At 34.7% G+C, this 19,793-nt stretch carries 9 protein-coding genes; 3 read left to right on the forward strand and 6 right to left on the reverse strand.

Annotated features, from left to right (window positions below):
* Positions 1-25: 25 nt before the first annotated feature.
* Positions 26-2,401, reverse strand: a complete 2,376-nt coding sequence (locus Q0772_RS00815; RefSeq protein ID WP_298338861.1) for an alpha-L-rhamnosidase C-terminal domain-containing protein — start codon at positions 2,399-2,401, stop codon at positions 26-28.
* Positions 2,402-2,414: 13 nt separating this feature from the next.
* Positions 2,415-5,693 carry a family 78 glycoside hydrolase catalytic domain gene (locus tag Q0772_RS00820; RefSeq protein WP_298338863.1) on the reverse strand — a complete coding sequence of 1,093 codons (3,279 nt, stop codon included), beginning with the start codon at positions 5,691-5,693 and terminating at the stop codon, positions 2,415-2,417.
* Between the two features lie 292 nt (positions 5,694-5,985).
* Here Q0772_RS00820 and Q0772_RS00825 point away from each other — a divergent pair, with 292 nt between their 5' ends.
* The 3 genes from Q0772_RS00825 (at position 5,986) to Q0772_RS00835 (ending at position 9,723) form a co-directional block, all read left to right on the forward strand.
* The gene (locus tag Q0772_RS00825; RefSeq protein WP_298338865.1) at positions 5,986-6,864 is read left to right on the forward strand and encodes an AraC family transcriptional regulator; all 879 of its coding nucleotides are present in this window, start codon (positions 5,986-5,988) and stop codon (positions 6,862-6,864) included.
* 172 nt (positions 6,865-7,036) lie between these two features.
* Positions 7,037-8,374, forward strand: coding sequence for a DUF1080 domain-containing protein (locus Q0772_RS00830; protein WP_298340587.1), 1,338 nt, complete (start codon positions 7,037-7,039; stop codon positions 8,372-8,374).
* Positions 8,375-8,376: 2 nt separating this feature from the next.
* Positions 8,377-9,723 (forward strand): Gfo/Idh/MocA family oxidoreductase, encoded by a 1,347-nt coding sequence (locus Q0772_RS00835; protein ID WP_298338867.1) that lies wholly within the window; start codon positions 8,377-8,379, stop codon positions 9,721-9,723.
* A 94-nt stretch (positions 9,724-9,817) separates the two neighbouring features.
* On the opposite strand, the gene Q0772_RS00840 is transcribed toward Q0772_RS00835, so the two are convergent.
* The 4 genes from Q0772_RS00840 to Q0772_RS00855 form a co-directional block, all read right to left on the reverse strand.
* Positions 9,818-11,734, reverse strand: a complete 1,917-nt coding sequence (locus Q0772_RS00840) for a hypothetical protein (protein WP_298338869.1) — start codon at positions 11,732-11,734, stop codon at positions 9,818-9,820.
* Between the two features lie 144 nt (positions 11,735-11,878).
* A complete protein-coding gene (locus Q0772_RS00845; protein ID WP_298338871.1) occupies positions 11,879-13,879 on the reverse strand; it encodes a T9SS type A sorting domain-containing protein in 2,001 nt (666 codons plus the stop codon).
* A gap of 142 nt (positions 13,880-14,021) precedes the next feature.
* Positions 14,022-17,216, reverse strand: a complete 3,195-nt coding sequence (locus Q0772_RS00850) for a BNR-4 repeat-containing protein (protein ID WP_298338873.1) — start codon at positions 17,214-17,216, stop codon at positions 14,022-14,024.
* 71 nt (positions 17,217-17,287) lie between these two features.
* Positions 17,288-19,756 carry a BNR-4 repeat-containing protein gene (locus Q0772_RS00855; protein WP_298338876.1) on the reverse strand — a complete coding sequence of 823 codons (2,469 nt, stop codon included), beginning with the start codon at positions 19,754-19,756 and terminating at the stop codon, positions 17,288-17,290.
* Between the last annotated feature and the right edge of the window lie 37 nt (positions 19,757-19,793).

Genomic DNA, 19,793 nt, shown 5'->3' on the forward strand with positions numbered 1-19,793 from the left:
TATATAAGGGTAACTGTTTAAACTACTATTTATAAGTGGCTTTTACATTCCAGTCGCCTGACGTGACTTTAAATGTCACAAACGTCTCGTCTTGATCAACATAGCTTACACCAGACAATTGCTTTTTTTGTTTGCCTTTCTTCCAAACTAATTTGCCATTAATTTCTATGGTATCAACTTGCTTTCCTGATTTTGGGATTCCTATAACTGCTGTTGTCGTTGCTGGAGATTCAAATTGTAATTGATAAGACGTCTTGGTTTTATTCATTTTTAAATGAATATCGCCTTTTACAGTAGGAATTGTTTTTTCTATAGTCTTTAAATGTACTAACGTTGGCTTTACTGCAAATTCGCTCCATGCGGGTTGTGTTGGGTACGCCCCTGCGATGTATTTTGATAAAATTTTATTTGAACCATTCCATGCATGATTGTAACTTCCGCCTCGAGGAAACATTTCGTATAATGTTGACATGGATTTTTTATCGACTTGACTCTGGTACTGCGCCTTCATGCGTTCTAAAGAGGCTTTATGCCTGCCTGCGATACACATGGCTTCTTCTGCTATCCATTCAAAATGTGGACTAGAAAAACGGTTAGGAATGAGTACGTTATCTACAATCTGATCGTGATATTCTGGCAGTGCAATACCCGACACAATAGCAATCGCATTGGCTCTATCGTCTTTTAGTTGTTCTGGTTTTGTACTGTAATAGCCATTTTTCCAGTACGCTTTTTGGTAAGCTGGCTTCATGGTTTCCATTCTATCGGTATACCATTTTACGTGTTCTGTTTTTCCTAATACTGTTGCCATTTCTTTGGCTTTAGATAATGCCAAATAATAAAACGCCATTTGTATCGGTTGTTTGTCTTCTGTTTTTTTAACACCCCAGTCTACCCAATCCCAGGAGTCTGGACTTTTTTTCTTGCGGTATTCTGGTAAGCCATTCTCTTGCATCGGGAACAATGCTAAATAATCGTATACGAAGGGATATGCTTTTTCTAAGGTTTCTTTATCTCCCGTGTTTAAATAATACGGCCATATACTTTGTGCGATAAACTGTAAACTTTGCGATACCAATTCGCGCACTCTCAACGGCCCTAAAGCACCCAACACGCCGTTTTCGCTAAAGGCTGTGGTTTGTATGATGGCCTTTTTTAAAAGTTGGCGGCCTGCATTATCCATAGCATAAAATAAATAACCTGTTTGGTCTGCCACATCGCCAATCCACAAAGCACGTTCACGGTCTGGACAATCCATAAAATTATCGCGTGCGCATACAAATAAGGTATTGTTTCCCATCCACCATAAACGGTCGTAAAATGGGTCGTCTACTTTAAACGTACCAGCCATTTCACCAACACTCATCCATCTGTATTTTAAGGTTTTTACTTTCACACCTTTTGGAATGGTGTATCTCACTTCATTACCGTTCATCCAAGAATAGCTTTCAAATTTTTGGGTGCCTGCTTTGGTTATGTACGTGGCATTAATTCTATTTAGTCTATTATCGGTTGTTATAAAAATAGAATCTCCTGCGTTTGCCTCTACTTCTAAATAAGGTGTAATTTGTTTATTAAATGGTAGTTTGGCTTTAATTACTTTTCCATCACTTACAAACGGAAACTGTAACGCATCATGATTCTCATAGTTTTGTAAACCATGGTTGATTAAATGTGGTACCGTATTCGGCTCTACGTCGTACCAAGGCGCAACACCTAAAATTCCTTTTTCTGAAGCTTTTGCCCATTTGGCATCGTTATAGGTTGGCATATACCAGGCTTTTTCTGTCCAGTCGTTTAAAGCGTTATTCGCATTAAACATCACAGAATATTGTATAATGGCCTTACTGGCTGGTGCTATGGTATTATTGTACCCTGTATGTTGTAAAACGTTCCAAGATTTATCTGAAACTACATGTTGGTTTCCTATTTCCGAAGAAAATAACAAGCCTCCTTTTCCACTATCGATGTGCGTCCCTTTATGACTTTCGCGCCCCCAAAACCATACTAAAATGGCTATGGTGTTTTTTCCTTTTTTTAAATAGGGTTGAATATTAACAGTCTCGTACCAAGAGTTTGCTGGTGTTATTTTTGCTTTTCTATTCCATTCTCCTACTTGGCTTGGTCCTCGAGACAGGCCGCCTTCAAACAAAACCATTTCACCGTTAATCCATAACCAAAATTTGCTATCTACAGAAATGTAAGCTTCAACAGTTTCTGGAACTTCATCCACAGTAACTGTTTTTCTAAAACTCATCCAAGTATTAGATGGACTATCGTCTTGTTGCCAAATCCATTGCGCTCCGTTCCAGTTTGGTGCTGTTATTGCAAAACTTAAAGCGGTTGTACATAAAAGTACGATGAGGACTAAAAATTTTCTTTTACTATGTTTACTATTCATTATGTGTTAAAGATTACTGCTTGTTTTTATTGTAAATTTTGATGTCTTTAATAGATGGGGCTTCTTTGGCATTTTCAATATACAATCTCAATTTTGTGGGTTGAATGCTATTGAATTGATGGTTTTTATGCGCACCACAAGTTGTACCACTGGCTGTTGTTTCCCATGTGTTATTTTTCCAATACTGAATTTTGTATGCCATAATAGCGTCCCCAAATTCGTCAATGATGACTTGATTAAAGGTTTGTGGTTTTACCCATTCTACCTCTAAATACTGATTCTTAGTTTCAGTAGCCAACCATCTTGTTTTTTCATCTTCATCATTTGCTCTAAAAGCTTCAAAAACGGGTAGTTTTTCGGATTGAATGGTCATTGAAGAAGCATTCACACGACCTATTAAAGCTAAATTATCTGGTTTATTTAATGGGTTTGGATAGTTTACTTTAGGCAATTCATTTACTTTAAAATTATAAGTGCCGGAATTTACTTTGTAAATGACATAATTACCCACAGCATCACTTTTCTCTACCCCTAAGTATTTGATGTTTTCAACATTTCCTGCAATGGTTTCACCTTCAAAGACATGTTTACTTTCTGTGGCAGGAATGTATATTTTGGCTGATGTATTTACAGGAACTTCGATATGATAAGTTGCATTTTCCTTTTCTCTTTTCCAATTTACTACAATATTGCCGTACATAGATTGGTAACTTGTATTTGCAAAAGTTAAGTCGCCTACTGGTGATGGTTTTACTACAAAATGTTGCATACCTAATTGTTCTGGATCTGGGCGAATTCCTGCAAAACCTTTTATAAAATAACCTCCAATACCTGTATAACAGGTATGAATTTGGCTGTTTCCAATAGCCGACCAACGCTCTGGCCAAACCGTTTTTCCTTGTTCTAAAAAGTAACCATAACTTGGGTGACTTTTATCTTTGAGCAATTCATAAATTAAATCCATACGCTCTCCATATTCTATAAAATAGCGAGTGTATAATGCCTGTCCTGAACTTCCTGTATCGTAGTATGGAAATTTATATAAAACTTGATCTACCAAATTATTGTATACTTTTTGCTTTTCAGCATCAGGAGTTATTCCAGAAAGTAAAGCAAAAGCTTGATTGACCTGATGCCCTTTACCGTACTTTCCTGTACTAGCATCATAAATATTTTTATGAGTGGCTTTTCGTTGAACTTCTAGTCGTTTTTTATAAACCTCAACATCTTCTGTTTTATTTAAAGTCTTTGCAATATTGAGGGCGTTTTCTAACATAAACGCATATACACAGTTGTTAAAATGTGCCGATTCTGGAGAGTTACTAGACGACCAAAAGTTACCTCTAGGTGTACACCAATCTCCTAGACCCGGAAATTCTAATGTGCCACGTGTACCTATTTTTAATGCACCACCTGTTTCGTAATCCGAATGTTCGTATAACCAATGCATCCATTTTTGTAACGTTGGATAATGGTTTTCTAATAGTTTTTTATCACCCAACATTCTATAGGTTTCCCAAATTGTTATTGGGCTATTTGCCATCCACATTAAAAACTCAAAATCGTCACCATTAATTACCGCCCTCATTTTACCATCTTTAGCTTGAGTATCTTGCATAAACTGAGCGTATTGCTCCATATAAGCCCCACTTTCAAAATTAGGTAAAGCATCACCGTACATAGCGGCTACAGTAACCTCTCCCCAACCACGGCGCTCTCTATGTGGACAATCTACCAAAATACCATCAATAGTATTCGCTATGTAAGTATTTAAATTTATTTGATAGATTTGGTTTAATAAGGTGCTAGAGCTTTCAAATTGACTAATTTGTTTACGATTATTTGTAATTACATACCCTTTAATATCTTTTAACTCTGGTTTATAATTGATACCGCTAACAGTTACCCATCTTCCTCCTGCTAAATTAAAACGATTGGTAAAGTGCCCTGTTCCTGATTTATCAAATATGTATTTACTTCTTTGTTCCCAGGATGTAATTACCTCTTTATGGTCAGCAACTTCAAAAGTAACAGTATCCCCTTCCTTTCCATTAAAGAGATTCATTTCAAAATATCCTGTATAGTTTTCACCCATATCAATTACATAATTATCATCTTGATTTTTATGGACATTAATAGGAATAATCTCTTTAAACTTAACTTGTGGCTCAACTATTTGAGCACTTAAGGTTGCTGTTATTTTACTGGTTGGCAGATTTGTGTCTGTGCTGGGTACTACAACGGCTCCTTTAGGACCAAGGTTTATATTTGCAACTCCAACTTCTTTGGCTTTACTATTGTCAAAAACAATGGCATTTTCCCAATCTGAGTCATTATATTCTGCTGTATTCCAATTATCTTCTCTTAAACGCTCATCAATAATTTCTCCTCCAAAATCTAAAATATCCCAAGGTCCTGAATAAGAACTGTAACTTTTTTTGCATTTCCAGGTATTATCAGACTTCAAAACCATATTACTATCTCCAACTTTAATATCTGCTTGTGCCTTAAAAACAAATGGCGCGTCATAATAATCTTTTACTCTTCCCCATCTTGCCCAACCTGCAGCATGCCAAATACCAATAACATTATCACCTTCCTGCAAATAAGAATTTATGTTGTATGTAAGATATGGTAAACGCTTTTTAAGAAACGAATTTACTGGATTCATAACTTCATCTCCAACCTTTCTCCCATTTACGTACAATTCATGATAACCAAAAGACGCTATATGAACAAACGCAGATTGTGGTGCTTCTTCTAAAGAGAAATTTTTTCTATACCAATTGTGGTCTTTTTTATTTTGATTTTTTTTATAAATCCATTCGCCTTTCCAATCTTCTTTATCAAGAAGTCCCATTGAAAAACGTGCAGTAGTGCTCCAGTTTGAAACTTGCCCTGAAACATCCCACACCTTCACTTTCCAAAAGTATTGTTTACCAGATTCTAGGACTTTACCATTATAAACAACATTCACTGATTTATCAGATTCTACTTTACCTGAATCCCAATAATTGCCATTTTCAATATCCAATTCTTTAATACTACTTGCTACTAAAATTTGGTAAGCACTTTGTTTTTGCCCCCTAATATAATTGCTGACAATAAGTTTCCAGCTTAATCTGGGTTCAGTATTGTCTATACCCAAAGGGTTAATACGATACTCACACTTTAAATCTATAATGTTAAGTTCTGAAATATCCTTGCACCCAAGAACAAAAATTGGCATAATCCCAATGATAAGGCATAGAATAATTTTTAAAAAATGATGACGGTTTCGTTGATATTGCATTTTTTATCTTATTTATACATTGTTCTTAAATTATTTGGGTAAAAAACTATTAAATATCCAAAAGCTCATTACTTAAACAAAGAAGGATGCTCTGCTTTTTAAAATTTTATTAAAATTATTCTAAAACTTCTATATTAATATCCTGCAATGTCTTGGTTCTTTCTCCTAGCTACTAGAATTAATTAAACCGTTTCCGACTCTATAAAAAGTAAACGCTCATTTATTTGTAAAATTCCTAAATAAAGACTAGTAATTCAATTAACGTTTTGATATATTAGTTACACAAAATGATATGGAAAATAGATATAGAAAATACCAAATAGTCATTGAAAATGACAAGAAATGGGGGTTTTATATTAATAATGTAGGACGAACTGTTATTAAACAGCATACACAATACCCTTCAAACGATCATCCAGACACTTATATGTTTAATTGGAATAACGGCCGTGTGCTAGACGAATTTCATATTGTATTAATTACTAAAGGTGAAGGCATTTATGAAAGTAAAGAAACTGGAACGATAAAAATCTCTGAAGGTGATGCGTTTTTACTATTCCCTGGTATTTGGCATAGATATAAGCCTAACAAGAGGACTGGTTGGACAGAACGTTGGGTTGGTTTCTCTGGTGAAATAGCGAGCCAATTTTTATCTAATGGTTTTTTCACTCCAAAAGAACCTATTATTTCGAAATGTAATACAAGTGAAATTTTAAATCTTTTCAATAGGCTATTCAACTTATTTGATGAAGAAACATTTGGTTTTCAGCGAGTGGCGTCAGGTATTAGTTTACAGCTAATTGCAGAACTTTACAACATAAAAGTTGGAGGAAGCAATATAAAAAACCTAAATAACATGGTGTCTAAAGCAAAAAGTATTATGTACAAAAAAATCTACAAATCCGTTGATCTTAAACAAGTAGCTTTAGACCTTGGTGTAAGTTATTCTAAATTTAGAATAGACTTTAAAAAACAAACAGGGGTATCTCCTCTTCAATACTATCTTCTGTTGAAAATTGAAAAATCGAAAGAACTACTGCTTAACAGTGGTAAGTCGCAAAAAGAAATTGCATTCGAGCTTGGTTTTGAATCGCATTACTATTTTAACAGATTATTCAAGAAAAAAACAAGTATTACCCCTAGGCAATTTCGTACTACAAAGAATAATTAAGTAACTTTCTATATCCTAGAACATCAGGACACCTCAGGTCGGATACTGAGAATGCTTTTACTATTTTTGAAAATAAGGCATAATCTCTTATATTACTGAAGTTATTTCTAAACTAAACCAAAAATACATGAAACCATTCAAACTTTTTTTTATTACCCTGATAACTACGTCAATGATTTGTTCTTGTACCCAACAAGATAGACAACCCCCTTGGGTAGATTTATTTTCCAATAATTCTTTAGATGGATGGAATATAAAAGGTGGTAAAGCAACATACATAAATGAAAATGGCACCATTATAGGTACAACAGCATTAAATACACCAAATACTTTTTTAAGTTCAAATAAAATATATGATAATTTTATTTTAGAAATAGACTTTAAAGTAGATCCTATTATGAACTCTGGCATTCAAATTAGAAGTAATTCTTTACCTTACTACAAAGATGGTATTGTTCATGGATATCAAGTAGAGATAGATCCCTCAAATCGTTCATGGAGTGGAGGCCTTTATGATGAAAAAAGACGTAAATGGCTAAACCCTTTGGAAGATAATCCAACAGCACAAGCAGCTTTTAAACAAAATGAATGGAACCATTACAGAATAGAAGCCATAGGAGATACTATTAAAACTTGGATAAACAATATACCAGCAGCATATTTAATTGATGATAAAACAGCTTCTGGTTTTATTGGCTTACAAGTTCATGGTATTGGAAAAAACGAAGACAAATTAGGAAAGCAAATCATGTGGAAAAATGCAAAAATTTTAACCACAGACCTTGCTAGATATACTACTAAGACACCACTTAATCCAGTTATTACTAAAAACAACTTAACATATCAGGAAGAGAAGTCAGGATGGAAAATGCTTTGGGATGGCAAAACTACTAATGGCTGGAGAGGTGCTAAATTAGATAAATTTCCAGAACAAGGGTGGTTTATAGAAAATGGAAAACTTATTGTTGCTGAAAGTGGTGGAGGTGAATCTACTGCTGGAGGAGATATAGTAACTACCGAAGATTATAGTAATTTTGAATTGCAAGTTGATTTTCAATTAACACCAGGAGCTAATAGTGGTATAAAGTACTATGTGGATACTGAGATTAATAAAGGCCCTGGCTCTTCTATTGGGTTAGAATATCAAATTTTAGATGATGAACTTCATGAAGACGCTAAAAAAGGAGCACATGAAGGTAGTAGAACAGTCTGTTCTTTATATGACTTAATTCAAGCCAACCCTAAAAAACCTATAAAGGCTATTGGTGAGTGGAACACAGCTTATATAAAATCTATAGATAACCATGTTGAACATTGGCTAAACGATGTAAAAGTATTAGAGTATGAGCGTGGTAGTGATAATTTTTTAAAATTAGTTTCCGAAAGTAAATATGAAAAGTGGCCAAATTTTGGAATGTTAAAAAAGGGACAAATCTTATTGCAAGATCATGGAGATAAAGTAGCATTTAGAAATATAAAAATTCGTGTACCACAGAATAAAAAGCAATAATTATGAAAACTAATAGAAGAAATTTTATCAAAAAAACTGCAACTGCAGCAATTGGAGTTAGTTTAGTTGGTACTGCTAATACCTTATCCGCCAAAAGCTACAATAATATTATTGGAGCTAATGATAGATTGAATATAGCTATCCAAGGGTTAGGACGCCGTTATTACTCCTTTATTGAAGGTATAGCAGATAAGAATAGTAATGTCCACCTCAAATATTTATGTGATGTTATGCCAAATCAACTTGACAAAGCACAAGAAAAAGTAGGAAAGGTTATTGATTATAAAATTAAATCTGAAATGGATATTAGAAATATAATCAATGACAAAAATATAGATGCCATATTCATGGCAACTCCAGATCATTGGCATACACCCGGAGCTATAATGGCTATGCAAGCTGGCAAACATGTGTATTTAGAAAAACCTTGTAGCCATAATCCATACGAAAACGAACTTGTTGTAGCTGCTCAAAAAAAGTACAATAAAGTTGTACAAATGGGAAATCAGCAAAGATCTTCTATAGAAAGTACAGAAATTATCAATGAGATTCACAACGGTATTATCGGAGATACATACAAAGCCGTAGCGTTTTACACTAATGGTAGAGGACCTGTTCCTGTACCTGTTAAAGCAATTCCTCCAGAAGGCTTAAACTGGGAGCTTTTTCAAGGCCCTTCCCCCAGAAAAGACTATACCCATGATACTTGGAATTATAATTGGCATTGGTATGGATGGGATTTTGGAACAGCAGAAATGGGAAACAATGCTACACATGAACTAGACATTGCACGTTGGGCATTAGATGTTAAATACCCAGAATATGTGGACGTAATTGCTAGTAAAAGACAATTCAAAGAAGATGGCTGGGAGATGTATGACCAAATGGAAGCTACTTTTACATTCTCTAACGATAGAATTATACAATGGGATGGAGATAGTAGAAACGCCTACAAAAAGTATGGTCGTGGTAGAGGTACTATTATCTATGGTTCTAAGGGCTTAGTAATTGTTGATAGAATAGGATATGAATTATATGATTTAAAAGGAAAACTCATTAAAGAAAATAAATCTGATGGTTCAGAAGGTGGTTTAGCTTTAGGAGGTGGTGGCAATCTAACCACTAGACATGTAAAGAACTTTTTTGGAACCATTCGTGGGAAAGAAAACTTAACTTCATCAATAGAAGTTGGTGCTATTTCTCAGATGTTAACACATTATGCAAATATTGCATATCGTATTGACAAAGGCTTTAATGTTGATGAAAATTCAGGTAAAATATTTGACAGAGATGCTATGAAACTTTGGTCTAGAGAGTATGAACCTGGTTGGAAACCAAAGTTATTATAGAGTGTTTTATATTATAAGACAGCTCAGGTTTCAAACTACTCAATTAATTACAATTAAAAAAGATTGAGATTAATATAATCTATTGAAAAACCTATTATTTTACGGTAATTACAACTTGCAACTCTCTAGATGATTCTTGAAAAAACACTTCTATAGGTAATGCCTCAACCCCAGGTACCATATTAAACGTTCTTTTCCCTGAAATGTCTTTTATTTTAATTGGTGTATTTGCCGCAATAGTAACTAAGCCTTCTGGTTTTTGAATAGTGATTTTATTTTCGCTTACTTTGGTTACAACTTCGTTTGAAGGTGATACGATTGGCAATACAAAAGCAGTTTGCACTTTAATATCTTGATTTGTTTTTACTTGAATTTCTGTTTTATCAACGGTACATTTATAAGCGATATTAAACGCTGAAGCAGTATCTTTCACCTCTGCTCTGTCTACATTTTTTAATTTTACGTTTGCCAGTAATTCTATACTACCATTCTCGTCTTTACTTGAGACTGTAGCTGGTAAATCGTAAAGATTAGTGTACCAAACGTCATCTATAAAGGTTTCTATTCTGGGTGTTAATGCAATATCTTTATTTGGTTGTTCTTGCTGATTGTAAGGTTCTACCATATGATATTCTGCCATACTTGCAGCGCATAAAAGCCCTACTTTATTGTGATATAACACACCTAATGCGCCTCCTGAGGCTTGACGAAAATCGTATTTATAGTGATACTCCGCATCATAAGCGCTTACTGTACCTCTCCAATCGCCTCTAGCAAATAGAAAAACATCTAAATCTTTAAAATGCTTGACACCATCGGCAGTTACTCGAGGTAACGCTGTATTTTTATTTATTTCTGGTAAATGTTGCCAATGATCTAACATGGCTGCGAGTGGTTTAGCGTGTGCAAATGTATGATGTACACATGGTGGAATTTGAGCCGAAATGAAGTGTGGCCCACCGTGAATCAATCCGTTAGCGGTACAAGCTTTTAATAATTCTGTGTTTTTTACAGCGGCTGTTCCAAATGCTGGATTAATATGCGCCATCATACCAAATGCTGGTTGACTACCATCGCAAGTACGACTGCCCCAATAGCTCCATTTATACATACGATTGCCCCAACTATTATCCCAAGCACCATCTGGTAACATAAACTCTAAGTGACTGTGCAATGATTTTGTAACTAATTGTAATAATGCTTCATCCTTAGCCTTTAAAGCATACATTACGATGCTATTAAGCGACTCTTCTACATTATATCCCAAATCTACACCATGCAAGCCTTTTTCACTTAGTTTGCTTGAACTCTTTTTACATTCTCCAAACAGAAGTCCTTCGTTTTTGGTGAAATATGATTTTACACCTTCTGCTAACTCTTTACTTTTGGCTTTAAAAGCATCGTTATTTAATACATCGCCTATTAAGCTTAGCCCGTAAATAGCGGTGGCTCCATAATTTATATTTGTAAAATCTATAGTGAATGTTTTATTTATATATTCACCAGCGCGTTGCAATCTATTTGTCCAAGATTTTCGAGTTGTTTCGTCTAAAACTTGCCCATGGTAATGCAATGCTTCTGCAAGTGCAATAGCTCCAAATACAGTAATACCTTTCCATGATTTTGGATTTGGCACCACCGTCCACGCTCCATTTTCCTGAGACACGTTATTCTCAGCCCAAGTCATTACCAATTTAGCAGCTTCTACATATTTTTCATCTCCTGATACATCGGCCATATACAAAAATGGATATACGGCATCCATACAACGCCCATGAATATGCGAACAAGACGGACAACCTAATGCACCATGTTCTTCTAAATTTGAGGGATTATTGATTTGAACATGTATCATACCATCACACCAGTCTTTTAAAAGATTTGAGATTAGGTTTTTAAATTCTAAAGAATGCTCTGGATGGGTTGTACAAGCATTTAAAACACCTGTTAATGGTAATGTTAAACCTACTCCTGCTAGGGTTGATAATTGTATAAAGTTACGTCTTTGCATATTTAATTAATAACATATTTATTGCCTTTTTAAAAGTATTAAAAATTAAGTGATTATCTATCCTGTTTTGTCCTGTTTGATTATATTAAAAAAGCCAGAAAACTCTGTTTTCTGGCTTTTTTAATATAAATTTTAGAAAGTATATTACCTCTTTACAAGTTTGGTATGATACACTTTATTTGTATTATCAATAACTTTAACCAGATAAACGCCCGATTTAAGATCATTATCAACTACAAGGCTATCTTTGTTGGTAGAGTTTTGATAAACAACCTTCCCTAAGACATCATAAATACTAACTTTTACACCTTTCATATTTTTAAAAGATATGGTAAATCTTTCTACCGAAGGATTAGGATACAATTTTATTCTTGAAGATGAAAGCTCATTATCATGAATACTTAGTGATTGACTTAAAGGAATAACTTCCCATTTACTTCTATCATCAGTCTCTGAAGCTGTGATATTGGTCACACTTCCATTTACTTCATGATACAAATATCTACCACTGTTACCTGCTTCAAACCTATAAGTATCATCAGAAAAATCGCGTGAAACCGTCCAAACTTTATCGCTATCACTTGATGGTGCACCTGTACCTGTACTCACTACAGCATAAGGTAAACCAGCGAATCCAGAACCTGTTGCACGAAGTACACCATAAGATTCACTATCTATATTAAAAAATGCTCCGCTTTCAGTAAAAGTCCAGTGTGTATTTGTTGCTTCACCTGAATCTGTCATTGTAACTGGCGTAGCTGACACCCCTGAATCTGTTAAGAATTTTCCTGTAGCTACATTTCTCATCCTGTAAATATCATCATCTGTTGATCCACTACCATTATCTTCAAATTCTGCTTTCTGATACATGGTATTTGCCCATCTGATTTGTGCTCTACCGCCTCTAACTCGGTAAGCACCATATCTAATACCAGATTCTGTACCTCTTTCAGGATCAGGAATATTCCAGTTAAAAACATCTCCCCCAATTACGGCATTACAGTAATGAATTTTTTTAGTGGAATCATTTGGATCTTCAGCGAAACCTATCTCCAACTCAAAGCTAGTTTCGGCATCCTTATCTACTCGCTTTAAAAAAACCACCTCTCTTCCACTACCCGATCCGCCTCGCTCTAAGATGCGCTCAGCATAAATATCGAATGCTACTTGCTTATCTGCATCTACACCAGTGCCATAAACAGGGTGCGCTCTATATAAACAAATTGCAGGATCTGGCGGTCCGCCACCACCTGTGTGTTTACCTTTGGCTTGAGCTATGTAACTACCACTTTGACCAAAAGAACCCGTATCACCTACTTCAAGGATTCTAAATACTCCTGTTAATCTTGCGAAACTTCCAACTCCTGTTTCAGTAGACCTAGGCATTGATCGTTCAATTCTTGGCTGCAAAGTGTTGGGAGCATCCCAGTGGTTAGAATTGTGCGTTATGTTATAAACGCCCCAAGTTTTACCATACACACTGCTTTCAGAATAATCAGAGTAGCAAGTTCTATCATCTGCAGTACCTACGTTCACGGAGTTTGGTATGTCTACTACTCTTGTGTTATTATTTTGAAATTCCCCCGAAGCTGGACAAGAAATGTCTGGATTTGTATCTTCATCAGGAGCTACTCCTACAGAAACTTGTACAAAAGGAATGAGTTCCCAATTACTTCTGTCATCTGTGTCCAAAACTTCAATATGAGTTACTGTTCCATCCTCATTATGATACATAAATCTACCGCTATTACTTGATTGGAATCTATATGTATCATTTGTCTGGTTATGTTGGATTGTCCATATTTTATCACTATCAGTTGTTGGAGTGTTTTTAAGAGTACTAACAACCACAAAAGCACCTCCAGGTCCACTAGAACCTGGTGCACGCAATGCACCTGAAACTTCACTGTCAATGTTATAAAACGCTCCACTTTGTACAAAAGTAAAATGTGTGTCTGGTTGTTCACCTGTATCTGACATAGTAACAGGAGCAGCACTTACGTTTGAAGCCGTTAAGAATTTTCCTGTAGCCACATTTTTCAACCTAAAAATATCATCAGAAGGTGGTGCATCTTGAGCTGTTATGCAAATAGAGCATAACATAAAAACGGAAAGCAAGATGGATTTAAAAGTATTTTTTTTCATAGCTGTTTTGTATATTTATTATATCTGTATTAAAAACAAATAACATGTAAAGTTGTTAATAATAGCTCAAAAGACTATCCTGAGCTGTCCTGCATTTAAGATAAGACACAGTACAATAAATTTTCATAAACTGATTACGAAACTATTTTATAACCAATTTAGAATAAAGCACCTTATTATCATTTGAAAAAGCTTTCACTAGATAAACACCTGTTTCAAACCTTATATTTTTAACTTCTATAACATTGCGTTTTTGTGAATTTTGATAAATAAGCTCCCCCAGAATATTATAAATTTCAACCTTAGTGGTCTTTAGGTTTTGAAATTTTATAGTAAAACTATCTTCTGCAGGATTTGGGTATATATTTATTGAAGACTCGTTCAATTCTTCATTTGATATACTCAAAGATTGACTTGTAGGTAGCACTTGCCATTTACTTCTTTCATCTGTTTCATCAACCTCTGTTGTAATTACACTTCCGTTTTCATGATAATACAAAAAACGGTTACTAGTACCTGCTTCAAATCTATATGTCTTATCATTGTCGTTATAATGAGAAGTCCAAACTTTATCAGCATCTGTTGCTGGTGAAGGTTTAGTAGTACTGACTACTAGAAAAGCACCTCCTGAAAAACCAGCGCCTGTAGCACGTAAAATACCACTATTCATATTATCTATATTAACAAAGTTTGTAGCTGAAACTTCTTTAATTTCCCATTGCCTGGAATTATCCCCTACATCATCATGCATAACAACAGGTTGCGCACTAGACGAACCTTCTCCTAAAAACTTGTCTGTTGCTACATTTCTAATCCAAAAAATATCATCTGATCCTTCACCATTACTAGTTTCTTCTCCAATAACCATACGGTCAAAATTAAAACCACCAACTTCACCAACAACTCTAATTTTTTGTACTCCTTTTTGAAGCGTAATAGTCGATTTAGTTCCTAAAAACCTTGTGAGGTTTGGTGTAGTTCTAAGTGTAATAGATTTAAGCTGAGAGGAACCTTTCATAATCTTTAGCTTTTTTGAAGCCCCTATGGAGGCAGTAAAAACCTCAATATCATAAACCCCATCTTGTGGAACATCTATAGTATATTCTGCATAGTCATTTTCGTTCCATGAGTTTAGGTAAAAAATTGAATTACTCCACCTTGTAATATTCACCCCGCTTTTAGTAGTATAATGTTCCGCTTCAATTTCTGTTGGTATTGAATGCGTTTTAGCTTTAACAGTAATTGTTTTTGAAACTTCTGCTGGTGTAAAATAATCATTTCCAGTATCAGTAACTGTTATCGTTGCAGTACCTGCTCCTAACGCATGTCTTACCTGATTATTCCAAACAATAGCTACTTGATTATTAGGGCATAAAAATCTGAAGTTCGCATCAGAATTATTACTAGTTGCGACAAGACTAAATGCTGGATCTCCAGAAGTTACTTCTGGAATAGCTGCAAAATCGATTACCTGTTGACGAATTGGCACTGTAAATTCATAACTAACTATTGGAGCTGCGTTGTATGTGTTATCACCAAATTGTAATGCATTTATTGTTGTTGATCCTGCGCGTTTTACTTGTATTTTCCCATCTACAATAATAGCCACATCGGTATTAGTACTTTCATATTGCACTAATAAACCTGAACTTGCTGTGGCATTTAAAACTTGATCTGGACTTCCCCAAGTATATGTATTTGGAGATAAACTGAACGTAATGGTTTGATTTAATTTTGATGCATCTGTATTAACCACTAAGGTTTGAAGAACCTTAGGAGCTTCATCATAAGTACCATCACCGTTTTGGCTTGCAGTAATTTCGCAAGAACCCACACCCATAATTTGCACTTCATTGCCGTTTATGATACGTGCAATATTAGTATCTGAAGATGCGTAAGATACTGTCAACCCTGAACTTGCTGTAGCATTTAATGTGAAATTAGAATTACCTTCTGTTTTTTGAGTTAATGCTCCAAAATTGATGGTTTGCGGTGTGTATTCTTCCTTTTGTAATTGAAATACAAAGCAATGAATTGGAACTGTAGCACTATTTACAGCTTCACTAAATACCACAGCAATAACACCATCATCCATTACAGTAATACTTTTTCTATCATTTATTCCTATACTGGTTCTAAAATCCTCGCGCCATGTGTAAGTTCCAGCTAATGCACTTGTTACTACAAAATTACCTCCTGTTAAATTAAACTTATACATACGATTTCCATAGAACACACCTAAAGATCCTTTATTTCTATCCTCAGCAAATTCAATTTTATCTTGTTTTCTAAGATAATTATAAGCGTCCGTGCCTTTGGGTTTTATATAGGTGTAAATATCATTTTTAGGAGAAATAGCTAACTGTGGTCCTCCTGCCCAACCTGCATTATCTGGCACACTTCTAGGATTAGCAATTAAAAACGGGGTGTGATCTATAATTGGTAAATTATAACTCTTACCATCAACTGTTGTGGCTTTATCGTTCATTCTCGAGCCTAACTCCATCACATAAACACCTTCGTTTAATCTAGTTGGAGACTCTGCCCAACGAGGTGAATAAGCGTAGTAAAACTTATTATTTATAAAATAAGCACTACCATAACTAAAACCCCTTTCGCCTTGAGTAACTTCACTCCCTCTCCCTCTAATTATTGTAGACTCCTGCGACCAATTATTACCATCATAATAAGTCATTACGATATCACCACCAACTGCAGACCCTAATCGTCTTTCAAAATACATTTCACCCAAATCGTTATTAAATAAATCTGGATAAGTTACACTTGTTATTTTCTTACCAGGTATTAAATAATCTTGCTGTGGCAAAAAATTATCAGCTGTAAAATCACTATCAGGACCAAAAGCTATATTCTTTTTTGACCTTATATAATTTAAATCTTCATTATGATGATCAAACATTAAGTGTATAGTACCATCTATAGAACAAACACCAACATTAGTAGTTAAATGTGTATCTCCTTTACCTCCTACTAGACTCATTCTAGCAGGTAATTCTACATGAACCCAATCTCCTTCTCCTATTTTTTTTCTTGAAATCATTAAAGTACGGTCTGACCACCCTCCGCGATACCAGGTATAAAACACAAAACCATTTAAAACTTTCATACAGTTACCGTGTGGATTTATACTCTGACCATAGTGAAAAGGTTTTGGATCATCTGCTTTCCAAAAATAAAGCGCTTCATCTGTTATCGTTGAGCTTTCTATGAAAGTCACTTGTGCGAAGATCTTATTAGGAACAAAGTACAATGCTAAGAATAGTAATGAAAATGTTACATACTTTTTGAAAAACACCCTTTGAAAAAGTACTTTCATAAAAATTGGTTTTAGTTTATAGTTATAACAGGATGCTTGCAGTTTGAACAACTCAATATATATTTTCGATATTATTTAAACACCAATTTTTTGTTTGATGTTGCTCCATTTTCATCCGATACCTGAATGATATAAATCCCAGAAGAAAAACCATCTGTTCTTGATAATTCAACTCTTCCATCTGAGGTATTTGTTTTGTATATTAATTTACCCAACATATCGCTAATTTTAACTTCAGCAGTGTTTAGTCCGTCAAATGTTATGATAAAACTATTTTCTGCAGGATTTGGGTATATTTTTATTGATGATGATAAATGTTGATTATCTATTGTGCTTAAAACCTGACTTGCAGGAATAGCTTGCCACACGCTTCGTAAATCTGTATCTTGAGCATTAATGTTGTAAACACCTCCATTTGCATCGTGGTATAAAAAACGTCCATTATCTTTAGATTCAAATCTAAAAGTATTATTGGTTTCGTTGTAATGTACTGTCCAAATTTTATCTCCATCGCTTGCTGGTGCTGATTTCCCTGTGCTTACCACAAGATATGCTCCTGCTGAAAAACCGCTTCCTGTAGCGCGTAATATACCGTTGTTTTCACTATCAATATTAAAGTAGTCTACACCGCCAACATTGGTTTTCACGAAAGACCAGTGTCTATTGTTTTCTTCTGCCGTGTCGTTCATAGTTACAGGGTTAGCACTTCCACCTTCATCACCTAAAAACTCACCTGTAGCCATATTACGTAATCTATAAACATCTAGTGTTAAATCACTTTCATCTACCTCGGTAACTTCAATAGTAATTTCTGATGATGTTATACTTTCTCCACCCGTTTTATAGGCTACTGCTTTCAAAGTATATGTCCCAACACTACTTGGTGTCCAATCTAGAATATAAGGCTTTGAGGTGTCTTCTTGTAATAAAGCATCATTTACCATAAACTCAACTTTTGTTATTTCACCAACATCAGCGGTAGCAATAGCATATAGCTGTATATTTTTATCTTCAGGAAACGATTGGTTATCCGTTGGTGTTACCATATTCACAGCAAACGGTTTTGGGCCTTCAATTACGTCTAAATCTATTATTTGTAAATAAGTAGGTTGTGTTTCATCATTATCTGATGTATTATTTTCTAAAAGGTAATAATAAAGTTTACCATCAGAAATATGTACTTGTCCTTTTCTAAAGCGCTTTCCAGAGGTTTGCTCATAAACTCTAGTAAAAAGATTTGTACCACCTTCTGTTCTATCTACAAATGGTCTACCTGATGAATTTAACCCAACAACAAATACATCATCACTCGAGGTATACAATGCTTGTGCTCCCGTAAAATCTGTAGAAATTATAAACTCGCTAGCACCACTAGGTTTATAACTATGTATATATTTGGTAACGTTGTTTTCATTATCTTTTACTCTACTTATTATGTGTACATCTTCGTTATCAGTTACCGTCCAGTCAAATCCACTTACAATATGTACTTTATTTTGAGCTGTAGTTTCTACATAATCCCCGGGTTCGTAAACTAAAACCTCTTCTGCCTTAACTAAAGGAAGCGTCATATCTTCACCTTTATGATTTTTCCATTGAGATTCACCTGTAGGGTCATCAGAATAAGCATAGTACACACCATTTTGATATTGATATTTATCAGCTCCCGTATTTAATCTTCTTTGAAAACCTGCTCTTATTTTACCATTAGCATATTTAATACTTCCATAAATACTCCAGTTATGAGTTTCTCCTTTTGCTTGAGCTCCTAAAGCATTAAAATACTTAAATCGTCCCCATTTGGTTTCACTTGCTTCATATTTAATAAATGCCTGTGCACCATCATGAGATGTTCCATCTCTTGCTGTTAAAAATAATTCTCCATCATCATTTAAAAAGAATTGGGGATAAGTAAATCTATCATAGTGTGGTGCATCTCTAACACCGTCCATAGTACAATGCCTATAATCATCATCTAAAGGATCTTTTACAAATTTATCTAAAGTAAACTCTTCATCAGAAAGTTCGGCAGCGTTTGGTATAGAATAAGTATACCTAAAATAATCGTTTACAAAAGCTCCACTATTTGTGTAAGCGTGCATATCATAAACCATGTGTATGGTTCCATTTATAGGACTAATACCAATAGCAATAGTATTATGTGTCTCTCCAATCCACCACTTGCCTTTTAACCCTGTATGTTGATGCGGAAATTCAATTGTTTTCATAACACCAGTTTCGGTATTATAACGTGTAAGCATTACATGCCTATCTAGTTTACCTCCTCGATACCATGTCATAAACACATATTGTTTATAGGTTTTGATACAATCGCCATGTGGTGATAAAGCTGGACCGTAAGCATAATCGTAGGGTTCTGACTCAGCTTGTCTCGTGCTATTTTGATTTTGAACACCAGTAAAGTACATCGCTAAATCTGTAACTTTAACTTCAGATTCTAAAGTTACTTGTGCTGTACTTAAAATAGGAAACAATAGTAGTACTGAGAGTAATACTGTAGTAATAGTAGTTTTTTTCATAGTAGTTTAGTAAAAGTTGGTGCTTATAGAGCACATC

The organism is uncultured Algibacter sp., from assembly GCF_947490405.1.
Classification (GTDB): Bacteria; Bacteroidota; Bacteroidia; order Flavobacteriales; family Flavobacteriaceae; genus Algibacter_B.

Coding starts and splice junctions, on each gene's coding strand:
- Q0772_RS00815 (WP_298338861.1), bottom strand. CDS start 2,401: ATGAATAGTAAACATAGTAAAAGAAAATTTTTAGTCCTCATCGTACTT.
- Q0772_RS00820 (WP_298338863.1), bottom strand. CDS start 5,693: ATGCAATATCAACGAAACCGTCATCATTTTTTAAAAATTATTCTATGC.
- Q0772_RS00825 (WP_298338865.1), top strand. CDS start 5,986: ATGGAAAATAGATATAGAAAATACCAAATAGTCATTGAAAATGACAAG.
- Q0772_RS00830 (WP_298340587.1), top strand. CDS start 7,037: ATGATTTGTTCTTGTACCCAACAAGATAGACAACCCCCTTGGGTAGAT.
- Q0772_RS00835 (WP_298338867.1), top strand. CDS start 8,377: ATGAAAACTAATAGAAGAAATTTTATCAAAAAAACTGCAACTGCAGCA.
- Q0772_RS00840 (WP_298338869.1), bottom strand. CDS start 11,734: ATGCAAAGACGTAACTTTATACAATTATCAACCCTAGCAGGAGTAGGT.
- Q0772_RS00845 (WP_298338871.1), bottom strand. CDS start 13,879: ATGAAAAAAAATACTTTTAAATCCATCTTGCTTTCCGTTTTTATGTTA.
- Q0772_RS00850 (WP_298338873.1), bottom strand. CDS start 17,216: ATGAAAGTACTTTTTCAAAGGGTGTTTTTCAAAAAGTATGTAACATTT.
- Q0772_RS00855 (WP_298338876.1), bottom strand. CDS start 19,756: ATGAAAAAAACTACTATTACTACAGTATTACTCTCAGTACTACTATTG.